The organism is Nocardia neocaledoniensis, from assembly GCF_003182135.1.
GTDB classification, from domain to species: domain Bacteria; phylum Actinomycetota; class Actinomycetes; order Mycobacteriales; family Mycobacteriaceae; genus Nocardia; species Nocardia neocaledoniensis.
On the sequence record NZ_QGTL01000016.1, the window covers coordinates 126,898 to 152,643 of the forward strand.

Sequence of the window (25,746 nt, forward strand, 5' to 3'; positions counted from 1 at the left end):
TCGCGGTGGGCCCCGGCGCCCACCGCGACATCCCCCAGCCCCACCCGAGGAGAACCGCTGTGCCATCGGCCGAATCAGAGCCGAGCGTCGAGGACGCCGTGCCCGGCAGCCCGCGCCGCTCGTTGCGCGCCCGTTTCGGCGCCAGCGTGCGGACGCGGGTGCTGGCGATCGCGCTGATCCCGAGCGTGGTGCTGCTGGCCACCGGCGCGGTCGCGGTGACGCTGGTCGGGCTCAGGGCCGAGTCGGTCCGGGAATGGTCCGACTACCGTGGGACGGTGATCGACCCGCTGCTGCGGTTCGTCACCTCGATCCAGGCCGAGCGCCTGGCCAGCGTCACCGCCCAGAAATCGTCGCCCGCCGCCGCGGCGGAACTGCGCACCAGCCGGGACAACACCGATCGCGCGATCGCCGAGACCGCCCGGATCGCCTCGACCGCGCAGGACATGGATCAGGAGACCGGCGCCGAATCCATCAAGGCGCTCGGTGACCTCATCGGGCGCATGCAGGTGATCCGGGAATCGGTCGACAGTGGACGCGCGACCACCGGCGACGTCGACCAGTATTTCAGCGACCTCATCGCCGCCATGCTCGGCGCGGGTCAGGAATCGGCGCGGCTGAAATCCTCCGACATCACGACGATGGACGCCGAACTGACCTCGATCGACCTGCTGCGGGCGGCCGAAAGCCATTCGCGCGTGGTCGGTCTCGTCGCCGCGGGCGCGGCCGCCGATGGTCTCTCGCCGCGCGAGCGCCGGCTGCTCGCGCAGCACATCGGTGTCTACCGCAGTCAGTTCGAGCTCGTGGACGCCCGGTTGTCGGCGCAGGTGCGCACCAGCGTTCGAGCGCTCACCACCGGGGCCGACTGGCGACTGGGCACCACCGGCGAGGACGAGATGGCCGAGCGCGGTGAACTGACCATGCCCATGCCCGAGTGGCTGGCCGCCGAACGCGCGGTCGACACGCGCCTGATCGCGGTGATCCGCGACCAGTTCCGGGTGACGGTCGACGCGACCACCGCGGCGGCCGACCGGCTGATCAACCAACTGCTCGTCGTCTCGGCGATCATGCTGGTCGTCACGGTGTTCGCGGTCTCGGTGTCGCTCATGCTCGCCAATCGGCTCCTGCGCCGCCTGCGGACCCTGCGCTCGGCCAGTCTCGATCTCGCCAACGACCGGCTGCCCGAGCTCATCGGCCGCATCCACCGCGGTGAACAGGTCGACGCCGAGGCCGAAACCGCACCGGTCGACAGCGGCCGGGACGAGATCGGACAGGTCGCCGCGGCCTTCGCGGTCGCCCAGCGCACCGCGATCGAGACCGCCGTGGGTGAGGCGAGCACCCGCAACGGTTTCAACAAGGTGTTCCTCGACATCGCGTTCCGCAGCCAGGCCCTGGTGCGCAGACAGCTCGACGTGCTCGATGTCGCCGAGGCTCGCCAGGACGATCCGGAGGACCTCGAGCTGCTGTTCCAGCTCGATCACCTCGCCACCCGCGCGCGCCGCAACTCCGAGAACCTGCTGATCCTCGGCGGTCGGGCGCCGGGGCGGCGCTGGCGAAACCCGGTGGCGCTCGAGGAGGTCGTGCGCAGCGCGGTATCCGAGACCGAGGGGTACGCACGGGTGAGCGCGGTCCGCCTGCCCGCGCTCAGCGTGCTGGGCGCGGTCGTCGCCGACCTCATCCACCTGCTGGCCGAGCTGATCGACAACGCGACCGCGTTCTCCCCGCCCGACGCGCCGGTGGCGATCCACGGCAACTCGGTCGGCAGGGGAGTGGTGGTCGAAGTCGACGACCAGGGCCTCGGAATCTCCTTCGAGGAGCGCGAACGCCTCAACGCCATGCTGGCCGAGCCGCCGCCCTTCCACGAGATGGCGCTGGCGGGGCACCGTCACCTCGGACTCTTCGTGGTGAGCAGACTGGCCGCACGCCATGGCATCGCGGTGACGCTGCAGGAATCGCCCTACGGCGGTGTGCGCGCGATCGTCCTGGTGCCGTGGGCCGTGCTCGAGGCCGGTGACGACAACCCGACGGGGGCGGTGGAACCCGTGCGCACCCGCGACGCCGTGCACCGGGTTCCCGGCACCACCGCTTTGCCCGGCGCACCGCGGCCCGAACCGGTACCGGCTCCCGCGTCCGCCGTGCCGGACCGCGTCGGCCGGGCGGCCCCGGTGGGGCGCAACGGGTCTCCCGCGGCGAGCGCGTCCACGGCCGGACACAACGGGCGGCTGGCAGCGGAGGTGGATCGCAGGCCCGCCCTGCCCCGGCGGGAACGGCTCACGCATCTGTCTCCGCAGCTCAGTGCCGATGTGGCAGAGGAGGACTCGCAGATCCCCGCGCCCGGGGCCACGGTCCGCGTCCGAGCGCCCGAGACGGTGCGCACGGCGATGAGTTCGTTGCAGAACGGCACCCGCCGGGCCCGCGGCCGATCACCCCATTCCCATCCGTAGAACGGTCAGAACATGAACGAGGACATGATGGTTCGTCAGGCGCCGGCAGGCACGCTCGACTGGTTGCTCACCAACCTGGTGACATCGACATCGGGCGCCGAACACGCGGTGGTGTTGTCCGCGGACGGTCTGGCGCTGGCCGGATCCGACGGTTTCGAACGGGAGGATCTCGAGCATCTGGCCGCGATGTCGTCGGCGCTGCACAGCCTGGCCCGCGGGGTGGGCACGCGTTTCGGCAAGGGCCAGCTGCACCAGACCGTCGTCGAGCTCGAGTACGGCTACCTGCTGGTGACCGAGGCCGGGCACGGCGCGTGTCTGGCCCTGCTGACCGACGCCGACGCGGATCTCGGGCTGATCGCCTACGAGATGAACGTGATCGTCGGCCAAGTGCGCGAGCATCTCTCGGCGGCGCCGAGATCGTCGATGTCGACGCGAGTGCCGTGAGTGTCGGGCCGGACGAGGTGTGGGGCTACGAGGACGACGACCCGGGGCCCCTGGTTCGGCCGTTCGCGCTGACCCGTGGCCGGGCGGGGCGGGATCTGCCCGAGCTGGACATCCTGACCCTCGTGATCTCGGTCGGCTACGACTCCGACGTGCACAAACTCGACCGCGAGTACGCCCAGATCTTTCAGCTGTGCCGCCATCAGCCGATGTCGATCGTCGAGATCGCCGCCCACCTGAAGCTGCTGCTGGTCACCGTGAAGGTGCTGGTCAGCGATCTCATCGCGGCGGGCTATGTGATCTTCCGATCCCCACCGAGGGCCGAGGCGGGCCCCGACCCCGAACTATTGCAGGCGGTACTGGATGGCATACGTAACCTCTGACGGACCCGGTCCGGCGGTCATGTCGAGCGAACTGGCGGTGAAGATCCTGGTGGCCGGGGGATTCGGGGTCGGCAAGACGACGATGGTCGGCGCGATCAGCGAGATCACCCCGCTGCGCACCGAGGAACAGCTCACGGAGCTGAGCAGTTCCGTGGACGATCTGCGCGGCGTCGAAGCCAAGCGAACGACCACGGTTGCCTTGGATTTCGGCCGGATCACCATCAATCCCCGGGTGATCCTCTACCTGTTCGGCACTCCTGGGCAGGACCGGTTCTGGTTCCTGTGGCCGGAGCTGTCGCGGGGTGCGCTGGGCGCGGTGGTCCTGGTCGACACGCGGCGGCTGGCCGACAGTTTCGCCGCGGTGGACTACTTCGAGTCCCGCCGGATTCCGTTCGTGGTCGCGGTGAACTGTTTCGACGGCGCGGATCGGTACGGGCCGGCCGAGATCGGTGCCGCGCTGGGGGTCCCCGCGCATGTGCCGATCATGCTGTGCGACGCGCGGGATCGCGCCTCGTGCAAGGAGGTGCTGGTCTGCCTGTTCGAATACATCATGGCCAGTACCCCGTCTGCGCGCCGCCGATCCGGCTGAATTGGCAAGGCGTACAACAACTCTGGCGCGAATGCGCCAATGCACAATATATTGTCTGGTATCCGGAACTCCGGATGCACACCTCTTCGAAAGGTCTTCCCATGAGCGATCTGCTCGACTTCGTCAACGCGCACTACGCCGGCCTCGAAGGCGGCGATCTCGAGCTGGCCGCGAGCCCGTTCACCGACGATGTGGAAGCGGAGTTCCCGTCGGGCCCCCTCACCGGAATCGACGCGCTGCGCGGCATCATCGGCGCGTTCATCACCGCGTTTCCCGGCATGAAGATCGAACGGCGCAACACCTGGGTCGACGGTGACACCGCGATCGCCGAGATCGTCTTCACCGGCGTCCAGACCGGGCCACTGGCGACCGCGCAGGGCGAGGTCCCCGCGTCCGGGCGCACAGTGACCTTCCCGCTCATCGACACCTTCACCCTGCGTGACGGCAAGGTCGGTGAGCACCGCGTCTACTGGGACAACGTCAGTTTCCTGACCCAGCTCGGCCTGATGCCTGCCCAGGACTGAGAAGTTCCTCCGAAAAGCCCCGTCGGCAGTCGCCCGGCGGGGCCTTTCGCTGTCCGGGCCGGTGTGCAGATTTCTGGACAGTTCGCCCGCCCTCTGGCCCATAGCCTCGCTGGTATGACCTCTGATTCAACGTCGACAGGTGGTTCGGGGACGCGGCGCGTGCGCGCGGGTATGGTGCTCGCGCTCGCGGCGATCGCCCTGCCCGGGTTCACAGCGACGGCACAACCCGCGGCGGCCGACCCCGCCGGCTATCACCTCTACGCCCACGGCTTCCTCAGCGGCGGCATCGCCGGTTATCACGCTTCCGACACCGATCAGCCGACCCCGATTCCGGGCAGGCCCATGCCGGGCGCGCTGAATTGGCCGCAGGCACCCACGCCCGACGGCCGTTTCCTGTTCGCCGCCCCCGGCCCGAATCCGCAGCTGATCCCGTACGCCATCGGGGCAGGCGGCGAACTCACCGCCGGGACACCGCTGCCGTTGCCGGATGTCCCGGTGGACATCATGTTCGCGCCGAACAGCCGTGACGGATACGTCGTCGTCGGCCTGCAGAACGCCCAGGTCGTGCCGGTGCGCATCGGCGCCGACGGGACCCCCACCCGGAACGGGCCCGGCGTGCCCTTCGGGGAATCGCTCGACGGTGTCGCCTCGGGCACGGTCTCGCCGGACGGCAAGCAGCTCTATGTCGCCAGCCTGCTGCCCCGTCAGCTGCTGGTCTTCGACATCAACGCCGACGGGACAGTCTCGCCGGTCAAGCAGCGCCTGTCGACCGGGCTGAACCCGATCTTCCCGCGCGTCACGCCGGACGGCAGGCACGTGTACGTCGTCAACGAGATCAGTGGGTCGGTGTCCGGGTTCGCGCGCGCCGCGGACGGCACGCTGACCGAGATCGCCGGGTCGCCGTTCCGCACCGGGATGCTGCCGCACGTGACGAGCATGACGCCCGACGGTCGCTTCCTGTATGTCCCGAACATGGGGTCGGGGCACATCAGCTCCTTCGCGGTCGAGCCGAACGGTGTGCTGACTCCGCTGCCCGACGTCGCTTTCGCACCGGAGAAGCCGGGCACCTTCGCCGAGTCCTCGGTGATGTCGCCGAGTGGTGAGGTGCTCTGGGCGCTGGGCACCGACCCGATGCGTGGCGGGGAGGAGATCCTGCGGCGGTTCACCATCGGCGAGAACGGTGTGCTCGACCTGGACGAATCGGTCGCGGTGTACACCGGCACCCACGTGGCCGACGGCCGCACCTTGTCGCTGGTTCCCCAGCGCTGAGCTGTTGTGGCAGGCCCCTCCGGCATCGCCGGAGGGGCCTTTCGGCTGTCCGGGGTATGGGCAGCATCACCGCAGTTACGCAACTAAGTTGTTCAATTTAGTTGTATGGTTGGCTAATGAATTCCGCGCCGTCGACTGCCCGTGAGCTGGGTGAGGTCCTGCATCCGATCGCCCGGCGGTTGCTCGCCGGCCGCACCATCTCGGCGGGCAAACTCGGTGTGCTGGGCTATCTGTCCACCCGCGGCCGAGCCACCGCGACCACGCTGGCGACCGTCCAAACCGTCAGCCCCCAGGCCATCGCCACCGCCGTGCGTGAACTCGAAGCGCTCGGTCTGGTCGTGCGCACTCCCGACAGCGAGGACCGCCGGCGCGTGTGGGTCGAACTCACCGACGCGGGCCGCGCCCGGCTGGTCGAGGAGCGGGCCGTGGGGCTGGACTGGCTCGCGCGCGCCATCGACGAGCGCCTCACCGACGAGGAACGCGACGCGCTCGGCCAGGCGCTGCCCGCACTGCGGAAACTCGCCGAGGCCGGGCCGACCGAATGATCGCCGCGCGCCGATTGACCCCTGCTCTCGTCTACACCGCGCTGACCTCGGCGATCGTCAGCTCGCTCGGCATGCTGCTCGTGCCCGCGATCTCGCGCGACATGCAGGTCGACGTCAGCGCGGCGCAGTGGATGCTGACCGTCAACCTGCTGGTCGGCGCGGTGACCACGCCGGTCATGGGCAGGCTCAGCGACGGCCCGCACAAGAAGCGGCTGCTGCTGTGGTCGCTGACGATCATCCTGATCGGATCCGTCGTCGCCGCGGTGGCCACCGACTTCGCGGTCTTCCTGGTCGGGCGCGCGTTGCAGGGCCTCAGCTACGGGATCGTGCCCGTCACCATCGCGCTCGCCCGCCGCTATCTACCCGCCGACGAGATCCGCAACGGCATCTCGACCCTGTCGGTCACGGTGACCACCGGCCTCGGTCTCGGCTATCCCCTCACCGGCATCTTCGCCGACGTCTTCAGCTACCGGTTCGCCTTCTGGGCGGCGGCACTGTTCCTGCTGACGACCGTGCTCGTTGTCTGGAAGGTGGTGCCCGACGGCCCGGACGACCGCGCGCCGCGCACACCGTTCGATCTGCGCGGCGCCCTCCTGCTGGGCGCCGGTCTGGCCGCGCTGCTGCTCGTCGCCGGAGAGGGCTCGCGGTGGGGATGGGGTTCGCCGGGGACGATCGGTCTGCTGTTCGTCTCGCTCGTGATCCTGCTCTGCTGGGTCCTGGTGGAATTGCGCACCGAGCACGCGCTGGTCGATCTGCGTGTGCTGCGTGCCGGCGACGCGCTCGTCGCCAACGGCACCGCCATCGGGCTGGGTGCCGCGATGTACGCGTGCCTGTCGATCGCCAGCCTGATCGCGCAGGCTCCCGCCACCACCGGGTACGGCATCGCGCTGCCGCTGTTCTGGGCGGGCTTCGTGATGTTGCCGCTGTCGGTCGGCAGCTTCGCGGCGAACCGTGTCGTGCGGGTGGTGTCGACCCGTGTCCCCATGCGCGCCTTGCTGATTCCCGGTGCCGCACTGGTCACCGCGTCCAGTCTGCTGCTGTGGCTGGCCCACGACGAGCTCTGGGAGATCCTCGTGGGCATGTTCGGCTTCGGCGCGGGCATCGGCACGACCTATGCGGCGATGCCCGCGCTGATCGCGCGCAGCGTGGCCGACCGCGAGCTCGGCAGCGCGGTGAGCTTCAACCAGGTTCTGCGCACCGTCGGCGGCTCGTTCGGCAGCGCACTGTCCGGCGCGATCCTCGCCGCGCACCTGACACCCGGCGGCTACCCGAGCGGCTCCGGGATCGGCATCGCCCTGGCGGTCGGCGCGGTCGGCTGCACCGCGGTGCTCACCGTGCTGCTTGTCACCCACTTGATGACGCGACGCGACACAGCCTGACCGGACGGCACGCCCGGAGTGGACCGAGTGGAGGCCGGTGCTCGGGGGGAGTTTCACGAACGGGTGTGGAACTCCGTCGCGAACTCGGTGATGAGCGAGACGGTCGCGTCCTTGGTGACCGCGGTCGAGCCGCCGTCGACCGGCAGCGCGACGCCGGTGATCCACGCCGACAGATCGCTGGCGAGGAACAGCGCGGCATGGGCGATGTCGCGGGCCAGGCCCGCACGCCCGATCAGCGTCTCGCCACCGATGCGGTCGCCGATGCCGGCGAGGAACTCGTCCTCGCGGTCGCGGCTCACCCCGAACATGTCGGTGATGATCGAGGTGAGGACCGCGCCCGGCAGGATCGCGTTCGAGCGGATGCCGGTGCCCCGGTTCTCCATGGCCGTCTGCCGGACCAGGGCGAGCACGGCCGCCTTGGCCATCGAGTACGCCCCACCGTTCCAGCCGGCCTGCAGGGCGGCGACACTGCCGGTGGTGATGATCGAACCCGGAGTGCCCTGCGCCCGGAACTGCCGGGCCGAGTGCTTGTGGGCGGCGACATGGGCCTGCAGGTTGAGCGCCAGCGTGCGGTCCAGACCCGCCGGGGTGAGCTCGTCGATCGGCGAAAGATCCACGGCGGCGCCGGCATTGCTGACCATCACATCGAGCCGGCCGAAGGTGTCCACCGCGACCCGGACGAGCGACTCGACCTGCTCCGCCGAGGTGACATCGGCGCGCACGAACAGCGCTGAATCACCGAGGCGGGCGGCGGCGGCCGCGCCGCGTTCGCCCTGGATGTCGGCGAGAACCACCTTCGCCCCGTGCTCGACGAAGGTCTGCGCGGTCGCCAGACCCATCCCGCTCGCCGCACCGGTGATGACGGCGACCCGGCCGTCCAACATCCTCACAGCGGCCACTGCAGGTGCTTGACTTCGAAGAATTCGCGGAATCCCTCTTCGCCGCCTTCCCTGCCGATGCCGCTGTGGCCCGGCCCGCCCCAGGGGGCGTCGGGTCGCATGCCACCGCCGCCGTTGATGGTGACGGTGCCCGAGCGCAGCCGCCGCGCGAACTCGATGGCCTGGGGCGTCGGGCCCCAGACATTGGCGTTGAGTGCGTATTTCACGTCGTTGGCCATACGGACGGCGTCGTCGAGATCGGTGTAGGGCATGACGACACCGACGGGGGCGAACAGTTCTTCCTGGGCGATCTCGGCCTCGTTCGGCACGCCGGTGACCAGGGTCGCCTCGAGGAAGAATCCGTCGTCGAGACCGGCGGGGCGGCCGCCACCGACGGGAACGGTGGCACCGGCGTCGCGGGCTCGCGCGAGGAACCCTTCGACGTTGTCGCGGTGTTCGCCGGTGATGAGCGGCCCGAGGACGGTGTCCGGTGCGAGGGGGTCTCCGACGGTGAGGCCGCGCAGGAAAGCACCCGATCGTTCGACGTACTCGTCGAAATCGTCCTCCGGCACCAGGGTTCGCGTGGTCGCGCCGCAGGCTTGGCCGCTGTTGCGGGTGAAGCGCAGCGCCGAGGCGGGCACCGCGCGTTCCAGGTCGGTGCCGGGCAGGACGATGTTGGGTGATTTGCCGCCGAGTTCGAGGACGACCTTCTTCAGGGTCGGGGCGGCCAGGGTGAGGATCTTGCTGCCGACAGCGGGGGAGCCGGTGAAGGTGACCATGTCGACTTCGGGGGCGGTGACGACCTGCTCGGTGACCGCGGGAGGCCCGAACACGAAATTGACCGCACCCGGCGGGAATCCGGCCTCCTCGATCAGCCTGACGAACGCGGCGGTGAGGAGCACGGCTCGGGGTGAGGTGACCAGCACGGTGGAACAGCCCGCCGCCAGGGCCGCGCCGAGCTTGTAGGCGCTCATCATGATCGGCACGTTGTAGGCGACGATCGCGGCGACCACACCGGCGGGTTGGCGTAGCAGCAGGCTGCTGGTGGTGATGGGGTCGTGGTCGAGCGGCATGGGCTGTTCGTAGCCGTCGCGGGGTCCACGGATCGCGGCGTCGGCGAACCAGCGGAAGAACTTCGCTGGCAGGTCGACGTGCAGTGTGGGTCCGCTGCCGATCGGGGTGCCGATCTCGGTGGCGGCGACCTGGACGAGTGCTTCCCGGTTCTCCTGGAGCAGGTCGGCCAGGCGGTGCAGCAGGGCGCCACGTTCGGCCGGGCCGAGACGGCTCCATTCACCGCCGTCGAAGGCGCGCCGGGCCGCGGTGACGGCCTCGGTCACCTGGGCGGGGCCGGTGGCGGGGGTGAGTGCCACCTGGAGCCCGGTCGCGGGGTTGATCGTGGCGATGGGGTCGCCGTCACCACCGCTCCAGCGCCCGTCGATGTAACTCGCGGCCGCGGCGATCGTAGTCGTCATGTGTGAATCCTTTTCGGGTAGAGATCAATGCGAGAAGGGGGTGGTCAGCCCGCCATATAGCCGCCGTCGACGACGAATTCGCCGCCGGTGGCGTAGGCGGCACGGTCGGACAGCAGCCAGCACGCCATCTCCGCGATCTCGCGGGGCTGGGCGAGCCGGGCCGAGGGAATGCGCGCCATGATGGTGTCGCCGCTGCGGCGTTTGGCGTCCTTCATCAGGTCGGTGTCGGTGTAGCCGGGGCACACCGCGTTGATCCGGATGGTCGGCGCGTATTCGAGGGCGGCGGTCTTGGTGAGCCCGATGACGCCGTGCTTGGCCGCCGAATACCCGGCGGTGGTCTTGAAGCCCGCCAGCCCGGCCAGCGACGCGGTGTTCACGATCGCGCCGCCGCCCTGGGCTTCCATCTGGGCCAATTCCGCACGCAGACAGAGCCATACGCCCTTGAGATTCACCGCGATCGCGCGATCGAAGGCGTCTTCGTCCCACTCGCCGACGCGACGGCCGCCCTGGCCGATCTGTCCGCCGCTGACCCCGGCGTTGTTGAACGCGCCGTCGAGGCGGCCGTATTCGGCGACGACCGCGTCGATCAGCGCGTTCACCTCGGCACCGTCGGTGAGGTCGGCGGGCACGGTGAGAACCTCCCCGCCCGCGGCACGCACCTGCTCGGCGGTGGTTTCGAGGCGATCCTTCGACACATCGGTGAGTGCGAGCCGCGCGCCTTCCTCGGCCGCGAGCAGCGCGGTGGCCGTACCGATTCCGCCTGCGGCGCCGGTGATGAGAACGACTTTCCCGTCGAGCAACATGTGAGTCCTTTCGGAGTGAAAGAGGTTGGGGGAGGGCTTATCCGACGCGCGAGGCGGGCCAGTCGCGGGCGGGCGAGCGCCACGCGGGCCAGTGGTCCTCGGGCTCGGCCCGGGTCACCGACACGTGGTGGAAGCAGTGCTGGCACTTCACGACCATGCGCGGGCCCAGGAAGTTGGCGACGGGGTAGCGGGCCAGTTCGGGTGCACCGCAGGCGGGGCACGCGCCGTCGACGGGCACGCGTTCGACATACACGCGGTCGGTCTCGGGGCGGGGGAACAGGAGTCGATCGACTGACATGGCAGTGGTCCTTGTCTTTCAGAGGGTCCAGGTGAGGGGAGTGGCGACCGGCACCTGCCAGCGCCCCTCGGCACGCTCGGCCGCCAGGCGCGCCCGCTGTGCGGTGGTGGCGGCTTCGTCGACCGCGCCGTCACGGAGCACGACTCCGTAACCGGCAGTGGCGAATTCGGGGCTCACCAGTCCGGCACGCACGTCGGCCGCGACGCGATCGGCGTCGCGTTCGAGCGGGTCACCCCAGCCGCCGCCACCGCCGATGACGAATCGCAGGGCGTCACCGGCTTTCAGGATCAGGCCGGAGAACTTGCCGGTCTGATAGCGCGCGCCCAGGCCGAATTCGCCGTGGTTGGGGTCGGGTCTGCCGTCGGCGTCGAACATGCCGAACAGCGGCTCGGTGCCGCGCAGGTCCAGCGGATCGCCGTGCCGTGCGAGATCGAAATTCTCGATGTACCACCCGAAGGCGGGCGCGCCCGCGCCGCCCCCGTTGGATCCGGGCGCGCCGACGCGGATCCGGTCGGCGGTGACGGTGACCATCGTGTCGGATTCGGCGTAGATCGAATACACCGAGCCCGCGCCGCCGCGGTACTGTCCGGCACCGGCGGTGTCGACGACCATCTCGTGCTGGACGACGACCAGCGGGCTCTCGATCTCGAGGTGTTCCTGCACCGAGGTGCGGCAGTTGCCGATCGGGATCACGCAGAACGAGACGCCGTCCTCCTTCCAGGTACCGCCCCACCCGCCGCCGGCGAGTGCGAACGCGCCCCACGGTGTGCCCTCGTGCCCGGCGCGGGTGTCGATGCCGCCGAGGCTGACGACCACCGCGGTGCCGGTGTCACAGGCGAAGGCCTCGTCGGTGGCCTGGCTCAGTGCCTGGGTCACCACATTGATGCCGCGCGCGCCGATATCGGCGTGGTTGGAGCAACTCGACGGTGGCAGCACCTGCACCACGCTGCCGGGCGGCAGGATGGTTTCGACCGGTCGCAAGGTGCCGCTGTTGACCGGCGTCGAGGGGTCGACCATCAGCTTGACCGCCTCGATGCAGCGGGTGGCCTCGCACCAGGCGGTCCCGCAGTTGCCCAGCGGTTGACGCCCGGAGCCGGAGAAGTCGATCTCCATCGAATCCCCGCGGACCTTCACGGTGACGTGCACCGGGATCGCCTCGCCGCTCACACCGTCCTCGTCGAGGAAGTCCTCAGCGGTGTAGTCCCCGTCGGGGATGCTCGCGATGCCGCGGCGCATGCTCGCCTCGGTGGACTCGATCGCATAGCGTCCCGCCGCCCGGATCTTGTCCAGACCGCTGCGGGCGACGAGCTCCTGCAACTGCCGTTCGCCGACGACCAGGCAGCCGTGCAGTGCGCGCAGGTCGCCCAGCACCAGCTGGGGCACCCGGTTGTTCTCGAGGATGAAGTTGAAGGTCGGCCGCACCGGAACGTCGTTGGCGTACAACAGCGTCGGCGGCAGTTTGAGCTGTTCCTCGAAGTGGGTCTGGGTGCCGTTGGAGAAGCCGCCCGGGATGGCGCCGCCGAGGTCGACCAGGTGCGAGGTGGAGTGCAGCAGGAATTCCACCCGGCCGTTCACGAAGACCGGGCGCAGCAGGTTCACATCCGACTGGTGGATTGTGCCGCGCCACGGGTCGTTGACGAAGATGACGTCACCGGGCTGCATCGTATCGATGTCCCAGTCGTCCATCACGAAGTTGGCGATGTGCGGTGCGGTGAAGGCGTGCTGCATGCAGCCCTCCCACAGCGCGACCGTCTCCCAGCCGTCGTCGGTGCGCATGTGGATGGCACTGGTGCAGTCGAGGATGTCACGGCAGACCGGCGAGAAAGCGCTGCGCATCAGCGAATCCAGCATTTCGCGGGCGACTTCGACGAGGCCGTAGCGCAGGATGTCGAGCTCGACGTCGACGGCGGGACCGGGGGTTTCGATGGTGGTCATGGTTGCTCCTCAGGCCTGCGGCTCGATGATGAGAGTGAGATCGTCGTCCACGTGTGCGGCCCGGCCGGGCAGCACGAGGGTGGTCGCGAATTTCTCGGCGATCAGGGCGGGGCCCGGCACCGGCTGGTGCGGCGCGAGACGTTCGCGGACGTGGATCGGGACCTCGACGGGTGCGGTGGTTCCCGGCACGGTCAGCCGGGTGGTGCGCAGGAAGGACTCGCCCTGCTCGGGGGTGTGGTCGGCGGCGCCGAGTTCGCGCGGAATCACCGCGGTCACCTCGACGGTCGAGACGACCACGGGAATCTCGGGGGCCGCGAAACCGTATGACTCCTGGTAGAACTCGTGGAATCGGGGGATCAGCTTGCCCACTCGCTCGGCGGTGATCGCGCCCGCCTCGATCGGCAGGCGGTTGTCCCAGGTCTGGCCGCGGTACATCGCGAACACGGCGCGCTCGAAGCGCAGACGTGACACGTCGATGCCCTGGTCCCGCAGATCGGTCCGGATGCTGTCCTGCAAGGCCGTGAACGCGTCCTCCACCGCGTCGGCGCGGTCGGGCGCGAGCGGGGTCATGATGGATTGCGCGCGGGTGACCATGAGATCGCTGCGCAGCAGTCCGAGCGCGGAGAACTGGCCGGGACTGCGCGGCACGATCACCTTGTCCAGGCCGAGGATCTGGCCGACCCGGTCGGCGAGCATCGGCCCCGCCGAACCGGACGGTTGCAGCGCGAACTCGCGGACATTGAGACCGCGGTACACCGAGATGCTCCGCACCTTCGCGGCGATGTCCTGGCAGGCGATTTCGTAAGCGGCCGAGGCGAGTTCGAGCGCCGACATGTTCCACTGCTTGCCGGTCGTGCGCAGCGCCTCGACGGCACCGTCGACATCGAGCCGGATCGCGCCGTTGGCGAACAGGTCCGGTTGCAGGATGCCGAGCGCGGCACACGCGTCGGTGAGCGTCGGTTCCACGCCGCCACGCTGATAGCAGACGGGGCCGGGATTCGATCCGGCCGAGGCCGGGCCGACGGCGACGTTGCCGAGGGCGCTGGGCCGGATCAGGCTGCCCGCGCCGGAACCGATGCTCTCGACGTCGACCAGCGGCATGGTCAGGGTCAAGCCGGTCTCGAGGGTCCAGGTGTCGGTGAGCGGGGTCTTGCCGCCGCGGATCGCGGCCACATCGGTGCTGGTGCCGCCGACATCGATGGTGAGCAGGTTCGGCGCGCCGCTCTCGTTGGCGAGCTTGACGCTGCCGCTCACCCCGCCGACCGGCCCGGAGACGAGCTGGAACACCGGTGCCCGGCCCGCGTCAGCGAACGTCGCGACACCGCCGTTCATCATCATGATCCACAAGGTGCCCCGGTAGTCCTGCTCGGAGAGCCGGGCCATCAAACGCTCGAGATAGCCGACGACCGCCGGCCCCACGTAGGCGTCGAGCGCCACGGTGGTGGTGCGTTCGTGTTCGCGCGTCACCGGGTACAGCGCCGAGGTCTGGATGTAGGCGCCGGGCAGTTCCTCGGCGACGATCTCGGCGGTGCGCTGCTCGTGGGCGGTGTTGACGTAGGAGTTCATCAGGCACACCGCCACCGAGCGGGCGCCCTGTGCGCCGAGTTCGCGCGCGGCGCGGCGCACGGCGTCCTCGTCGATCCCGAGCAGTTCGGTGCCGTCATAACGCAACCGGCCGGGGACGCCGAAGCGGGATTCGCGGCGCACGATCGGGCGTTCCTGGTGCGGGCGCAACCAGGTCGGATCGTAGAAGCGGTCACCGAACTCGCGGTGCATGCGCCCGATGTCGAGCAGATCGCGGTGGCCGCCGGTGGCGATCAGGCCGGTGTGCGCGCCCGTGCGGCTCAACAACGCGTTGATGCCGACGGTGTGCCCGTGCACGATCTCGGCGACCTCGGGCACGGCGACCTCGATCGCCGCCAGCGCCGCGAGGACCCCGACCTCCTGTTCGGTGGTGGACAGCACCTTGCCGTCGCGGACCTCACCGGTGGATCGGCTCAACCCGATGATGTCGGTGAACGTGCCACCGACGTCGATGCCGACGATCCAGTCGGCTTCCCGTTCGCTCTGTGTCATACCGCGCCTCCGTGCCGTGTGCGGCGGCTGTGCTGCCGCTCTATGTCACACGTCACTTTTCCGTCCGGCGGGGACGGCGACATCTGGCGCGGGTAGGAGTTTCGTACGACCTTCGGCCGGTTCCGGTCGCATCAGGCGCGTAGTGACCCGGACGGGTCGGAGTTCCGCAACCAGATCGATACCGCTTCCGCTCGATTGGCGGCGCCGAGTTTGCGCAGCACACGGGTGATGTGGGTCTTGACCGTGCCCTCGGAGATGGTGAGTTTGCGGGCGATGCGGGCGTTGGAGTCCCCCTCGGCGAGCAGCCGGACGATCTGGACCTCCCGTCGGGTGAGAACCTCGTCGTCGTCACGGCTCACCGCGATCGATCGGGTGACGGAGTGCCCCGGCGTCGACCACCTCCCCAACCCCTCGAGCTGGGCGCGGATCGCTGCCATCCCCTCCAGCATCGACACGCGCGCCAACTGCTGGCTCACCCCCTGGGCGAAGGTGGACAGCAACAGTTGGTCGACATCGTCGAGCACGCGCTGCTGGTGATAGCAGTCCCCGTGCACGAGGCCGACCACCTCGCCGTCGACCAGCAGCGGCGCGATCCCGTACGAGGAGGACTTGGTGATCGCCGCCAGCGGCCGGTTGACGCGCGGATTGTCTTGCACCTGATGCACGAGTACAGCGCGTGCGTCGACGACCGTGTCGTTCTCGACCAGCCCGTGGTCGAGAATCGGCGGGTCCTCCCGTCCGACCGCGACGATGTCGGCCGCCCACTGCGGATCACGGACGACGTGCATCGTGTGCAACCGCCACGCGCCGTCCACCGTGGAGACCAACGCGCGGTCGAACCCCAGCCTGCAGGTCGCCTCCGGGATCCGGGTGAGCAGCGAATCCACGCTGGTCACCGCGCTCAGTTCCGACAGCGCGGCGTGTACCTTGCTCAGCCGCTGGGTCCGGTTCGCGAGCCGAAGCCGCGCCTGCATGGATTCCGCCGCCCTGATCCGGTCGAGCAGACCGATCAGTTCGGCCAGCCGGGTGGGCGAGGAGCCCGCGGCCTCGGTGTCGCACAATGCGTGGGTGGTGACCAGGTCCCAGAGTGCGCCGAGGCTCTCTCCACCGGGGTCGAGCTGGTGCGCTGCCGGATCCCGATCGAGCACGGCATCGGCGTGCTCGGCGATTTCGGCGATGGTGGCGTTCAGCTCGGCGACACTGCACTGATTCGATGCGCTGCCCATGTTCGACTCCTGCACTCCGCCCGCACTCAATCGAGGCCGGTCCGGCTCGCGGTTTCCGACGGCAGTTCGCCGAAGCGTTCGCGGTACTGCTGGGCGAAGCGGCCCAGATGGAAAAAGCCCCACCGCATCGCCGCGTCGCTCACCGAAGCGGCCCGGCCGGAAGACAATTCGTCGCGCACCCGGTCCAGCCGCACCGAGCGGACGTAGGCACTCGGCGACATGCCGACCGCGTCGCGGAACGCCAATTGCAGTGCCCGGGCGGTGACCCCGGCGCGGGCGGCGAGCTCGGCGGTCGAGATGTCGGCGTCGGGGTGCGCGTGGATGTAGGCCACGGCCTCGCGTACCCGCGTGTGGCCGATGCTCGGCGCGGAACCGGTGAGGACCGGGGTCAGCTGACTCGGCGCGGTGAGCAGAATCTGCGTCATCAGCGTCGACTCGAGTTCACGGCAGGCCAACGGCATCGTCGACACCCCGCCTTCGCGGGCCAATTCGTCGTAGACGAACCGGGTCGAGGCCAGCAGGGCGCGTCCGGCGGGAGTGTCGATGGGGAAGGTGAGGTCGAACAGGACCGGCTCGGTGTCCCGGCGACCGAGCAGCCGAGCCGCGTGGCGTTCGAACGGCACGCGGCGCAGATTGATGTGATAGTGCTCGGCGTCGGCGCTCCAGCGGATGGACACGGGGGCGTCGTGCACGAAGGCCGCGCCGGCCTCACCGGCGCCGAACGATCGGCGCGTGCCGTGTTGTGCCACGGTGCTCTGCCCGGCAACGGACAGATTCAGGTGATAGCACGTCTGCATCGGGGGGCCGTCGATGCGGGCATCGGTGCCGTAGGCCATCCGGCCGACGGTCAGGCTCTCCGACCGGACCGTCTCCAGGGCGAAGTCGATCCCGTGCCGCTCGTCGAGGACGAGTTCGTGGTGGGCGAAGGCGGCGGCCACGTGATCGTGCGCGGCGGCCGGATCCTCCGTGCGAAAGGCGCTCACGCACGCCGCGGGTGCTGGCGACAACGGCAGACCCTCCTTTCAGGCGTGAGGGGTATCACATAATCAATATAATATACTTTCTGCGATCAAAGTGATGCTTCGCTCGAAGGACATCGCGCCTTCGCCGAGCGGATTGTGACCCAGGTCTCCCGATCCTACCGTCGTCCTCACGGCATCCCAGCCGCACATTCATCGCCGTAGGAGGACCCCAGCCATGGCTGACGCACCCACACCACTCGAGGTGGATCGCGAACCCCGCGACGGCACCTGCCCACGATGTGGCGCCGCCGAACTTCGCGCGTATCCCGTCGTCGCCGAGCAGGGCTGGGTGCGGGTGGTCAAGTGCCAGCGCTGCCTGCACTCCGTGTCGCGGGAACCATGGCACCGCCTCGGCCCCATCCAGCTGCTCGCCGACCTCGTCTGAGCACCGAATCACTTCAGGAGACACCATGATCGCAGTCGATGTGGGCGGCACGTTCACCGACGTCGTCGCCTGGCGCGACGGGCGGATCCACACCGCCAAGGTTTCCACCGACTACGCCGAGGTCGCCGGCCCCGTACTGCGCGGCGCTGAGGTGCTCGGTGTCGCCGACGCCCCGGTGTTCAACCATGCCAGCACGCACGGGCTCAACGCCGTGATCACCCGCCAGCTGCCCAAGATCGGCTTCCTGACCACCGAGGGCCACCGCGACATCCTCGACATGGGCCGGGTCTGGCGCCCTGCCGAAGCCATCCTCGACCCGCACTGGCGGCGCAGTTTCGGCGACGCCTCGCGGCCACTGGTGCAGCGCTACCTACGGCGCGGCATCCACGAGCGGATCACCGCCGACGGTGGCGTGCTGTTCGCCCTCGACGAGGACCAGGCCAGGACCGAACTCGAGGTGCTGCGCGGATGTGATGTCGCGGGCGTCGCGATCTGCCTGATCAACGCCTACGTCGATCCTGTGCACGAACTGCGGCTGCGTGAGCTGGTGCGTGAGGTGCTCGGCGACGTGCCGTGCTCGATTTCGAGCGAGGTGTCGCCGCTGGCCAAGGAATACGCCCGCGCCTCCACCACCGTGATCGACACGCTGATGAAGATCATCTACTCCGACTACACCGCGGGCCTGGAGAAGGGCCTGAGCGAGCTCGGATTCGCCGGCCAGCTCAACTTCGCCGACTGCGCGGCGACCCTGGTTCCCTCGGCGCAGGCGATGGAGCAGCCGTTCCGCATCGTCTTCTCCGGCCCTGCCGCCGGAACCGTCGCGTGCGCGCACTTCGGCGCGCTGATCGAGGAGAACGACCTGCTGTGCGCCGACGTGGGCGGCACCTCGTGTGACATCAGCGTGGTCAGTGGTGGCGAGCCGTTCGTCGACACCACGTTCGAACTCGAGCACGACCTCGTTGTCAATGCGCTGGCCAACGACATCTCCAGCATCGGCGCCGGTGGCGGCAGCATCGTGTCGATCGGTTCCGCGGGCGAGATCCAGGTCGGCCCCGACAGCGCGCGGGCACAGCCCGGCCCCGCCTGTTACGGCCGCGGCGGCACCGAGCCGACAACGACCGACACCTGCCTGCTGATCGGGATCCTCGATGCGGACGACTTCGCGGGCGGCGAACTGCAACTCGACGCCGACGCCTCCCGGCGGGCCTTCGAGTCACTCCACACCGAGCTGGATCTGGCACACCGGGTCCGCTACGCCTACGAGATGGCGGTCAACAACATGGCCGAGGGCGTGTTCAACGTCGCCATCAAGAACGGTGTCGATCCCCGCGACTACAGCCTGGTCGCCTTCGGCGCCGCGGGCCCCATGCTGCTGCCCGCGGTGCTCGACACCGTGCAGTGCAAGCAGGTGATCGTGCCGCCGAACCCCGGCCTGTTCTCCGCGGTCGGATTGCTCTCCACCGACCAGGTTTTCACGGTCGACCGCAGCGCGTACCTCATGCTCACCGGCGACGCCGCCCCCGCGATCGACAAGCTGTTCACCGAGATGGAGGAACAGCTGCGGGCGCGCACCGGTGGCGGCTCGGTGCGAATCCTGCGCAGCATGGACGCGCACCTGGCCGGACAGAGCTGGGAGACCCCGTTCGTGCCTGTGCCGAGCGGCACCATCGACGAGGCCGCCGTCGCCGCCATGGTGTCGGCTTTCCACGACACCTACGAGGCCCGCTCGGGCAACCGCTTCGAGATCATGCCCGTCGAAGGCGTGACCTTCCGGGTGCGTGCGATCCTCGACACCCCCAAGGTCGAATACGCCGAGCTCCCGGCCCGTTCCGCGGGCGACGGCCCGCTCACCCCGCGCCGCACCGTCACACTGCAGTACCTGGGTGACCTCGACTCGGACGGTGTCGGCGCCCAGCAGGCCCACGTCTACGACCGCACGAGCCTGCGCGCGGGCGATGTGCTCGACGGACCCGCCGTGGTCGAGGAGGAACTGTCAACCACTCATATCGGCGCCGGCCAGCAGGCCACCGTCGGCGTGTACGGCGAAATCGTGATCCGGAGGAAGTGACATGTCCAGTCCGACCATCCCCACCGCCCCCCGGCTGCGCGACCTGACCGACGCCCAGTTCCGCGAGCGCTATGGCGCCGACAGATTCAGCGCCACCGTGATCACCAATCGGCTGCGCTACGCGGTCGAGCACATGTCCACCGGTTTCATGCGCGAGGCGTTCTCGCCGATCATCCGCGACTGGTACGACTTCGCCTGCACCATCAGCGGTCCCGCGAACAAGGGCTATCCGATGGCCGTGGTCAGCAACAGCCTGGTGGTGTTCCTCGGCACCATGGGTGACGCGGTCCGCAACGCCGTGGAGGAGTACGGGCCCGAGAACCTGCGTCCCGGCGACGTGTTGATCTGCAACGACCCGTATCGCGGTGGCAGGCACGTGAACGACGTGGCCTTCACCCGTCCGGTGTTCGTCGACGGTGAGATCGTCTCCTTCGTCACCATGTGCGCGCACCAACTCGACATGGGTGGCACGGTGCCCGGCGGCTTCTCCGCGACCAAGAGCAACGTCTACGAGAACGGCCTCGTGATCCCGCCGATGTTGCTGTGGGCACACGACGAACCGGTGCGCTCCACGTTCAGCCTGATCTTCGACAACACCCGCTGGGGCGGCATGCTGCTGCCCGACTTCAAGAGCATCTTCCAGCAGCTGACGCTGGGGGAGCGGCTGATCCTGGAGAACATCGAAAGGTACGGACTCGAGGCCTATCTCGGGACGCTCGACTACTCCTGCGACACCTCCGCCGAGCGCATGCGCGACGCGATCGCACTGGTACCCGACGGCGACTACGCGGGCTCGGCGCTGATCGACGCCGACGGCCTCGACGACACCGTCGACTACACCGTGCGGGTCCTCGTGCGCAAGCGCGGCGAGGACATGGAGATCGACCTGTCCGGCACCTCGCCCCAGGCCAGGACCTGCATCAACTGCGGCGTACTCGACGCCAAAACCGCTGTGGGCGTCGCCCTCACGATGCTGCTCGACCCGACGGTGCCGTTCACCTCCGGCACCTGGCGCAATGTCGACCTCGCGGTCCCACCGGGCACCATCGTCTCGTCGCTGCCACCCGACGGCGGCATCATGATGTTCTGGGAGGCCTCCGGCGCCGTCGCGTCCGCGATCTTCGACGCTCTCAATCCCGTCCTCGGCAAGCACGGCGTCGGCGGTGACTACGGCTCGACCAACACCCACAACGCCTCCGGCCTGCGAGCCGACGGCACGCCGTGGACCTCGGCCACTCAGTGCGGCGGCGAACACGGACCGTGGGGCGCGACGCATGTCGGCGACGGCGACAGCTACACCGTCCTGTTCACGCTCAACAACCTCGACCCCGCGACCGAGACGATCGAACGCGAGTCGCCGGTGGTGCTGTTGCGCAAGGAACACGCCATCGACACCGGCGGCGCGGGCACCTTCCGCGGTGGCGCGGCCAATCTCAAGGACGCGCTGTGGCTCACCGCCGGCGCGCACTACCTGTCACCGTTCCGCACGAAACAGCCCTCGGGTGTCGGCGCCAACGGCGGACAGGCCGGGCCCACCGGAGCGATGTGGCTGTTCCCGCCGGGTGCGGACGGCGCGGCCCCCGGCCTGCTCGGCACCGACGCGCAGGTCTACGCCGACAGTGTGCCGGTCGCCGGAGTTCTCGACCCGGAAACCAAGGCGCTGGACCCGGACGGCCGCTACCACTACTTCGCCGCCGAGCAGGTGTGGTCGACGGGACCGAACACGATTCTGCGCTGTCTCACCAATGGTGGTGGCGGATGGGGCGACCCGCTGCGCCGTGATCCCGAACGGGTGCTCGCCGACGTCCGCAACGAGTACGTGAGTCTCGCGGGCGCCGCGCGCGACTACGGGGTCGTCGTCGAGGGCGACCCACATCTCGACCCCGAGGGCCTGCGCATCGATCACGAGGCGACAGCGCGGCTGCGCGCGCGCCGCTGCGCCTGATTTGCTCGCACGAGACAGGAGAGAACTGATGAAGGGGATCTTGTTCCCGGGAGACGGCACCACGGTGCTGAAGGACTTCCCCGAACCCGAACCGGGCTACGGCGAAGTCGTGGTGAAGATCCGCGCCTCGGGAATGTGTGGCTCCGACCTGCACTTCTACCACGGCGCTTTCGATTTCGACCACGGGGTGATCCAGGGTCACGAACCGTGCGGTGAGGTGTACGCGATCGGCGACGGTGTCGACCCGGCCCGCTTCGCCGTCGGTGACCGGGTGATGATCCACCACTACTTCGGCTGCAACACCTGTCGCCGTTGTCGTGCGGGCTGGCCGCAGATGTGTGAGACCGCACCCGGCAAGACCATGGCGGTGCACGTCAACGGCGGCCACACCTCCTTCGCCCTGGTGCCGACCGCGGCGCTGCTGCCGATGCCGGAAGGACTGTCGTTCAAGGCGGGCGCGGCCATCGGGTGCGGCACCGGGACGGCGTGGGGTGCGATCAAGCGTGCCGGTGGCGTCGCGGACACGACCACGGTGGTCTTCGGGCAAGGGCCGGTCGGCCTTTCGGCGACGATGTTCGCCGCGTCGATGGGCGCCCGCGTGATCGCTGTCGACGTCGATGACCGCAGACTCGCCGAGAGCGAACGGTTCGGTGCCGACATCGTCGTCCACTCCCGTGAGCAGTCCGTGGCCGAGGTCGTCGCCGAACACACCGGCGGCCGCAAGGCCGACGTCGTGCTGGAGACCTCCGGCCGGGCCGGTGCGGACGCCCTGGCCGTGCTCGGCACCTTCGGCCGGGCCGTGTTCATCGGCTTGCCCGGACACGTCGAGTTCACGACCCAGTCCGTCTACAAGAACCAGTGGACGCTGATGACGTCCTGGACCATGTCGACGATCGAACAGGCACGCTGCGCCGATTACGTTGTGGCGCACAATCTTCCGGTCGACAACCTGTATTCGCACACCTGGACCCTCGAGCAGGCCGAAGAGGCCTACCGATGGTTCGACAAGCAGGACGCGGGCAAGGGCGTCTTCCTTTTCGACTGACCCCTACGTCCTTTCGCTGATTCGGAGAGATCTATGACCACCACCCATCCGGTGCCCACGTTCGTCGGCACGGCCAAGCGCAACCTGATCGGCGGACGCTGGGTGCCCGCCGCCTCTGGGGAGACCATCGACGTCGTCAACCCCGCCACCGGTGCCACCATGGGCACCATCGCCGCGAGCGGCGCCGCCGATGTGGACGCCGCCGTCGCGGCCGCCCGCACCGCCTTCGACGGCGAATGGAGCCGCTGGACCCCGCACCAGCGGCGCTCGCTGATCCTGCGCGTCCACGACCTGGTCCTCGAGAACTTCGAGGAACTCGCCACCATCGAGACCCTGGACATGGGCGCCCCGCTGACCCGCACCCGCGGCCTGCGCGAGTGGACCTCGCAGGTACTGCAGTTCTTCGCCTCCCAGGTCGACGCGGGCACCGCGAGCACGCCGCCGAACTCGCTGCCCGGTGACTTCCTGACCCTGCGCTACCGCGAACCCGTCGGCGTCGTCGGCGGGATCATCCCGTGGAACGGCCCCCTCATCGGCCTCTGGTGGATCTTCGGCCCGGCCTTGGCGACCGGCTGCACCGCCGTCCTCAAGCCGGCCGAGGACGCGTCGCTGTCAGTGCTGCGGGTGGCCGAATTGCTCACCGAAGCAGGCGTTCCCGACGGTGTCGTCAACGTGGTCACCGGCTACGGCAAGGACGCGGGCGCGGCATTGGCCGAGCACCCCGGTGTGGACCGCATCGCGTTCACCGGTTCGGTCGGTACCGCCCAGACCATCGTGCGCGCCTCGGCCGGGAACATGAAGCGGCTGCAACTCGAGCTCGGTGGCAAGTCGCCCGACATCGTCTTCGCCGATGCCGATCTGGACCTGGCGGTGCCGGGCGCGGCGATGGGCGTGTACACCAACAGCGGCCAGGTCTGCGTGGCCGGCACCCGCATCTTCGTCCAGCGCTCGATCCACGACGAATTCGTCTCGCGCATGGCCGAATTCACCAAGACGATCCGGGTGGGTGACGGCCTCGACCCGAACAGTCAACTGGGCCCGCTGATCTCACAGCGTCAACTCGACCGGGTACTGAACTACATCGACATCGGTTCCGGTGAAGCCGAACTGGTCAGCGGCGGTAAGCGGCTCGACGGCGACCGCGCATCTGGCTTCTTCGTCGAACCCACGGTGTTCGCCTCGGCCACCAACGAGATGACCATCGCGCAGGAGGAGATCTTCGGCCCGGTGGCGACGGTGATCCCGTTCGACGACACCGAGGAGGCGCTGCGCCTGGCCAACGCCACCCCGTACGGGCTGGCCGGTGGCGTCTGGACCAGGGATCTCGGCACCGCACACAAGGTGTCGCGCGGTATCAACGCAGGCACCGTCTGGGTGAACTGCTACGGGATCCTCGACCCGTCGGTCGGCTTCGGCGGAACGAAGATGAGCGGCTATGGCTGGAAGGGCGGCCGCGAACACGTGGAGAGCTACCTCTACCCGAAGGCCGTCTACATGAACCTGGGCTGAGCCGCCCAGCGAAAACGGCCGGGAGACGATGACGTCTCCCGGCCGTTCGTCTGTTCGTCGGCGATCAGCGCGTCACGCGCAGCCGTTCCCGATCGCGGAGCGGGTCGGCGAGGAACAACGCCGCCGCCGCGGCGATCGCGCCCACCACACCGAGGCATTGGAAGGCGGCCGTATAGCCGTCGACCTTGCTCGCCGACGCGTCGACCACGATCCCCATCGACCACGGACCGATGATGCCGCCGATCGCCTGGAGCGCGAAGAACGCGCCGATCACCCCGGCGGTCTGACGCGGCGGGCACGTCGCGATCACCGCGGCATTGAGCAGCGGGAAGATCGCCACCACCAGCCCGTAGGCCACCGACACCGCGATCACTGCCAGCAGCGGCGATCCGAGCACGGGCAGGCTCAGCAGCAGCACGCCGGCGATCATGACACCGACGCACGGCACGACCACCCGCACCAGCCGGGTCGACAGGCCACGACTCACCCCGCGGTCGCTGAGCCACGAGCCACCGACGAGGGTGGCGATCCCGACGAAACTCGGCGCGGCGAACAGCGTGCCCGATTCCAGGCGCGAGTAGCCGAGGCCCTGTTCGAAATACGAAGGCAGCCAGGTCAACACGACCGACATCAGCGCGTACGCGGTGATCGCGACGACGACCGCGGACACGAAGGTCTTCGACGTCAGCAGCCGCCGCCACGGCACCGCGGGTTCGGTCGTGGCGTCCTCGGGCGCGGCATGCTTGCCACCCACCTGATACGGGCCCGGCCGCCAGGTCAGCAGCCACGGGACGCACCACAGTGCGGTCGCGGCCGCGAGCACGATGATCGCCGCGCGCCAGCCGTATTCCGCGACGACCAGCGCCAGCAGGGGTACGACGGCCATCTTGGCCAGCATGCTGCCCGTGAGAATGAGTCCACTGGGTAGTCCGCGCTTGTTCGGCGGATGCCACGAATACGCCGCGGTGTGCAGGAGAGCCGAGGTCGGCCCTTCCGTGAAGCCGAGCAGCATCCGGCTCAGCAGCAGCACGGCGAAGGTCGCCCACACCACCAGCGGCAGCATGACCAGACCCCACAGCACCGCGATGAGCGTGATCGACCAGCGCAGCGCCAGGAGCTTGTTGATCGGTCCCGCGAGGAACCCGCCGACGGTGAAAGCGAGGAAGAACAGGCTGCCCGTGAAGCCGATCTGTGAGGCGCTCAGATCCAGATCCTCGCGCAGCGGCTGAGCGATGAGCCCGAACACCGCCTTGTCGGAGGCGTTGAGGAGGTAGAGCACCACCAGCATTCCGGTCAGACCCCACCCGGTTGTCCCGGGGCCTGGGGTGGGTGGTGGTGTGGCGGGTGGGGTTTGCTCTTGCGCGAGTTGTGTCACGTGCGTGTCCTTCGGGGGCTCGGGGGCGCTTCGCTCGGCATGAGGTGGGCGGCCCCGACGAGCCGCCCACCGGCCGTCTATTTCTGGCTGGGGAACGGGGCGTTGACCGTGTCCTGGTACTGGATGACGGCCGCGATC

General features: G+C 69.1%; 22 protein-coding genes. 13 read left to right on the top strand and 9 right to left on the bottom strand.

What is annotated here, in order from left to right; all coding sequences use genetic code 11:
- Positions 1–59: 59 nt before the first annotated feature.
- From DFR69_RS30710 to DFR69_RS30745, 8 genes are all read left to right on the top strand, one after another.
- Complete coding sequence (locus DFR69_RS30710) at positions 60–2,441, top strand: sensor histidine kinase (protein WP_146229470.1); 2,382 nt, start codon at positions 60–62, stop codon at positions 2,439–2,441.
- Between the two features lie 12 nt (positions 2,442–2,453).
- A complete protein-coding gene (locus DFR69_RS30715) occupies positions 2,454–2,885 on the top strand; it encodes a roadblock/LC7 domain-containing protein (RefSeq protein ID WP_110041177.1) in 432 nt (143 codons plus the stop codon).
- Positions 2,882–3,265: a DUF742 domain-containing protein gene (locus tag DFR69_RS30720; RefSeq protein WP_244198541.1), complete on the top strand. Its 384-nt coding sequence runs from the start codon at positions 2,882–2,884 to the stop codon at positions 3,263–3,265. The genes DFR69_RS30715 and DFR69_RS30720 overlap by 4 nt, the downstream gene beginning before the upstream one ends.
- Before the next feature lie 19 nt (positions 3,266–3,284).
- A complete protein-coding gene (locus DFR69_RS30725) occupies positions 3,285–3,854 on the top strand; it encodes a GTP-binding protein (protein WP_110041178.1) in 570 nt (189 codons plus the stop codon).
- Positions 3,855–3,955: 101 nt separating this feature from the next.
- Complete coding sequence (locus tag DFR69_RS30730) at positions 3,956–4,378, top strand: ester cyclase (protein WP_167456471.1); 423 nt, start codon at positions 3,956–3,958, stop codon at positions 4,376–4,378.
- Between the two features lie 114 nt (positions 4,379–4,492).
- The gene (locus tag DFR69_RS30735; protein WP_110041180.1) at positions 4,493–5,647 is read left to right on the top strand and encodes a lactonase family protein; all 1,155 of its coding nucleotides are present in this window, start codon (positions 4,493–4,495) and stop codon (positions 5,645–5,647) included.
- Positions 5,648–5,763: 116 nt separating this feature from the next.
- Positions 5,764–6,192: a MarR family winged helix-turn-helix transcriptional regulator gene (locus DFR69_RS30740; protein ID WP_110041181.1), complete on the top strand. Its 429-nt coding sequence runs from the start codon at positions 5,764–5,766 to the stop codon at positions 6,190–6,192.
- Positions 6,189–7,571, top strand: a complete 1,383-nt coding sequence (locus DFR69_RS30745; RefSeq protein ID WP_110041182.1) for an MFS transporter — start codon at positions 6,189–6,191, stop codon at positions 7,569–7,571. The genes DFR69_RS30740 and DFR69_RS30745 overlap by 4 nt, the downstream gene beginning before the upstream one ends.
- A gap of 53 nt (positions 7,572–7,624) precedes the next feature.
- On the opposite strand, the gene DFR69_RS30750 is transcribed toward DFR69_RS30745, so the two are convergent.
- The 8 genes from DFR69_RS30750 to DFR69_RS30785 form a co-directional block, all read right to left on the bottom strand.
- Complete coding sequence (locus tag DFR69_RS30750; protein ID WP_110041183.1) at positions 7,625–8,455, bottom strand: SDR family NAD(P)-dependent oxidoreductase; 831 nt, start codon at positions 8,453–8,455, stop codon at positions 7,625–7,627.
- A gap of 2 nt (positions 8,456–8,457) precedes the next feature.
- Positions 8,458–9,921 carry an aldehyde dehydrogenase family protein gene (locus tag DFR69_RS30755; protein ID WP_110041184.1) on the bottom strand — a complete coding sequence of 488 codons (1,464 nt, stop codon included), beginning with the start codon at positions 9,919–9,921 and terminating at the stop codon, positions 8,458–8,460.
- Between the two features lie 44 nt (positions 9,922–9,965).
- A complete protein-coding gene (locus tag DFR69_RS30760; protein WP_110041185.1) occupies positions 9,966–10,724 on the bottom strand; it encodes an SDR family NAD(P)-dependent oxidoreductase in 759 nt (252 codons plus the stop codon).
- A 37-nt stretch (positions 10,725–10,761) separates the two neighbouring features.
- On the bottom strand, positions 10,762–11,022 hold the full coding sequence (locus DFR69_RS30765; protein WP_110041186.1) for a hypothetical protein: 261 nt from the start codon (positions 11,020–11,022) through the stop codon (positions 10,762–10,764).
- A gap of 18 nt (positions 11,023–11,040) precedes the next feature.
- The gene (locus tag DFR69_RS30770) at positions 11,041–12,957 is read right to left on the bottom strand and encodes a hydantoinase B/oxoprolinase family protein (RefSeq protein ID WP_110041187.1); all 1,917 of its coding nucleotides are present in this window, start codon (positions 12,955–12,957) and stop codon (positions 11,041–11,043) included.
- Positions 12,958–12,966: 9 nt separating this feature from the next.
- Complete coding sequence (locus tag DFR69_RS30775; RefSeq protein ID WP_110041188.1) at positions 12,967–15,033, bottom strand: hydantoinase/oxoprolinase family protein; 2,067 nt, start codon at positions 15,031–15,033, stop codon at positions 12,967–12,969.
- Positions 15,034–15,164: 131 nt separating this feature from the next.
- Positions 15,165–16,259 carry a helix-turn-helix transcriptional regulator gene (locus tag DFR69_RS30780; RefSeq protein ID WP_110041207.1) on the bottom strand — a complete coding sequence of 365 codons (1,095 nt, stop codon included), beginning with the start codon at positions 16,257–16,259 and terminating at the stop codon, positions 15,165–15,167.
- Between the two features lie 26 nt (positions 16,260–16,285).
- On the bottom strand, positions 16,286–17,266 hold the full coding sequence (locus DFR69_RS30785; RefSeq protein WP_244198542.1) for an AraC family transcriptional regulator: 981 nt from the start codon (positions 17,264–17,266) through the stop codon (positions 16,286–16,288).
- 190 nt (positions 17,267–17,456) lie between these two features.
- Here DFR69_RS30785 and DFR69_RS30790 point away from each other — a divergent pair, with 190 nt between their 5' ends.
- From DFR69_RS30790 to DFR69_RS30810, 5 genes are read left to right on the top strand one after another with little or no spacing between them, the layout of a single operon-like run.
- On the top strand, positions 17,457–17,666 hold the full coding sequence (locus DFR69_RS30790; RefSeq protein ID WP_110041190.1) for a hypothetical protein: 210 nt from the start codon (positions 17,457–17,459) through the stop codon (positions 17,664–17,666).
- Positions 17,667–17,691: 25 nt separating this feature from the next.
- Positions 17,692–19,734 (top strand): hydantoinase/oxoprolinase family protein, encoded by a 2,043-nt coding sequence (locus DFR69_RS30795; protein WP_110041191.1) that lies wholly within the window; start codon positions 17,692–17,694, stop codon positions 19,732–19,734.
- A gap of 1 nt (position 19,735) precedes the next feature.
- Positions 19,736–21,679, top strand: coding sequence for a hydantoinase B/oxoprolinase family protein (locus DFR69_RS30800; protein ID WP_110041192.1), 1,944 nt, complete (start codon positions 19,736–19,738; stop codon positions 21,677–21,679).
- A 28-nt stretch (positions 21,680–21,707) separates the two neighbouring features.
- A complete protein-coding gene (locus DFR69_RS30805) occupies positions 21,708–22,724 on the top strand; it encodes an alcohol dehydrogenase catalytic domain-containing protein (protein ID WP_110041193.1) in 1,017 nt (338 codons plus the stop codon).
- A 33-nt stretch (positions 22,725–22,757) separates the two neighbouring features.
- Positions 22,758–24,233 carry an aldehyde dehydrogenase family protein gene (locus tag DFR69_RS30810; RefSeq protein WP_110041194.1) on the top strand — a complete coding sequence of 492 codons (1,476 nt, stop codon included), beginning with the start codon at positions 22,758–22,760 and terminating at the stop codon, positions 24,231–24,233.
- A 64-nt stretch (positions 24,234–24,297) separates the two neighbouring features.
- Here DFR69_RS30810 and DFR69_RS30815 read toward each other — a convergent pair whose 3' ends face one another.
- Positions 24,298–25,521: an MFS transporter gene (locus tag DFR69_RS30815; RefSeq protein ID WP_110041195.1), complete on the bottom strand. Its 1,224-nt coding sequence runs from the start codon at positions 25,519–25,521 to the stop codon at positions 24,298–24,300.
- Between the last annotated feature and the right edge of the window lie 225 nt (positions 25,522–25,746).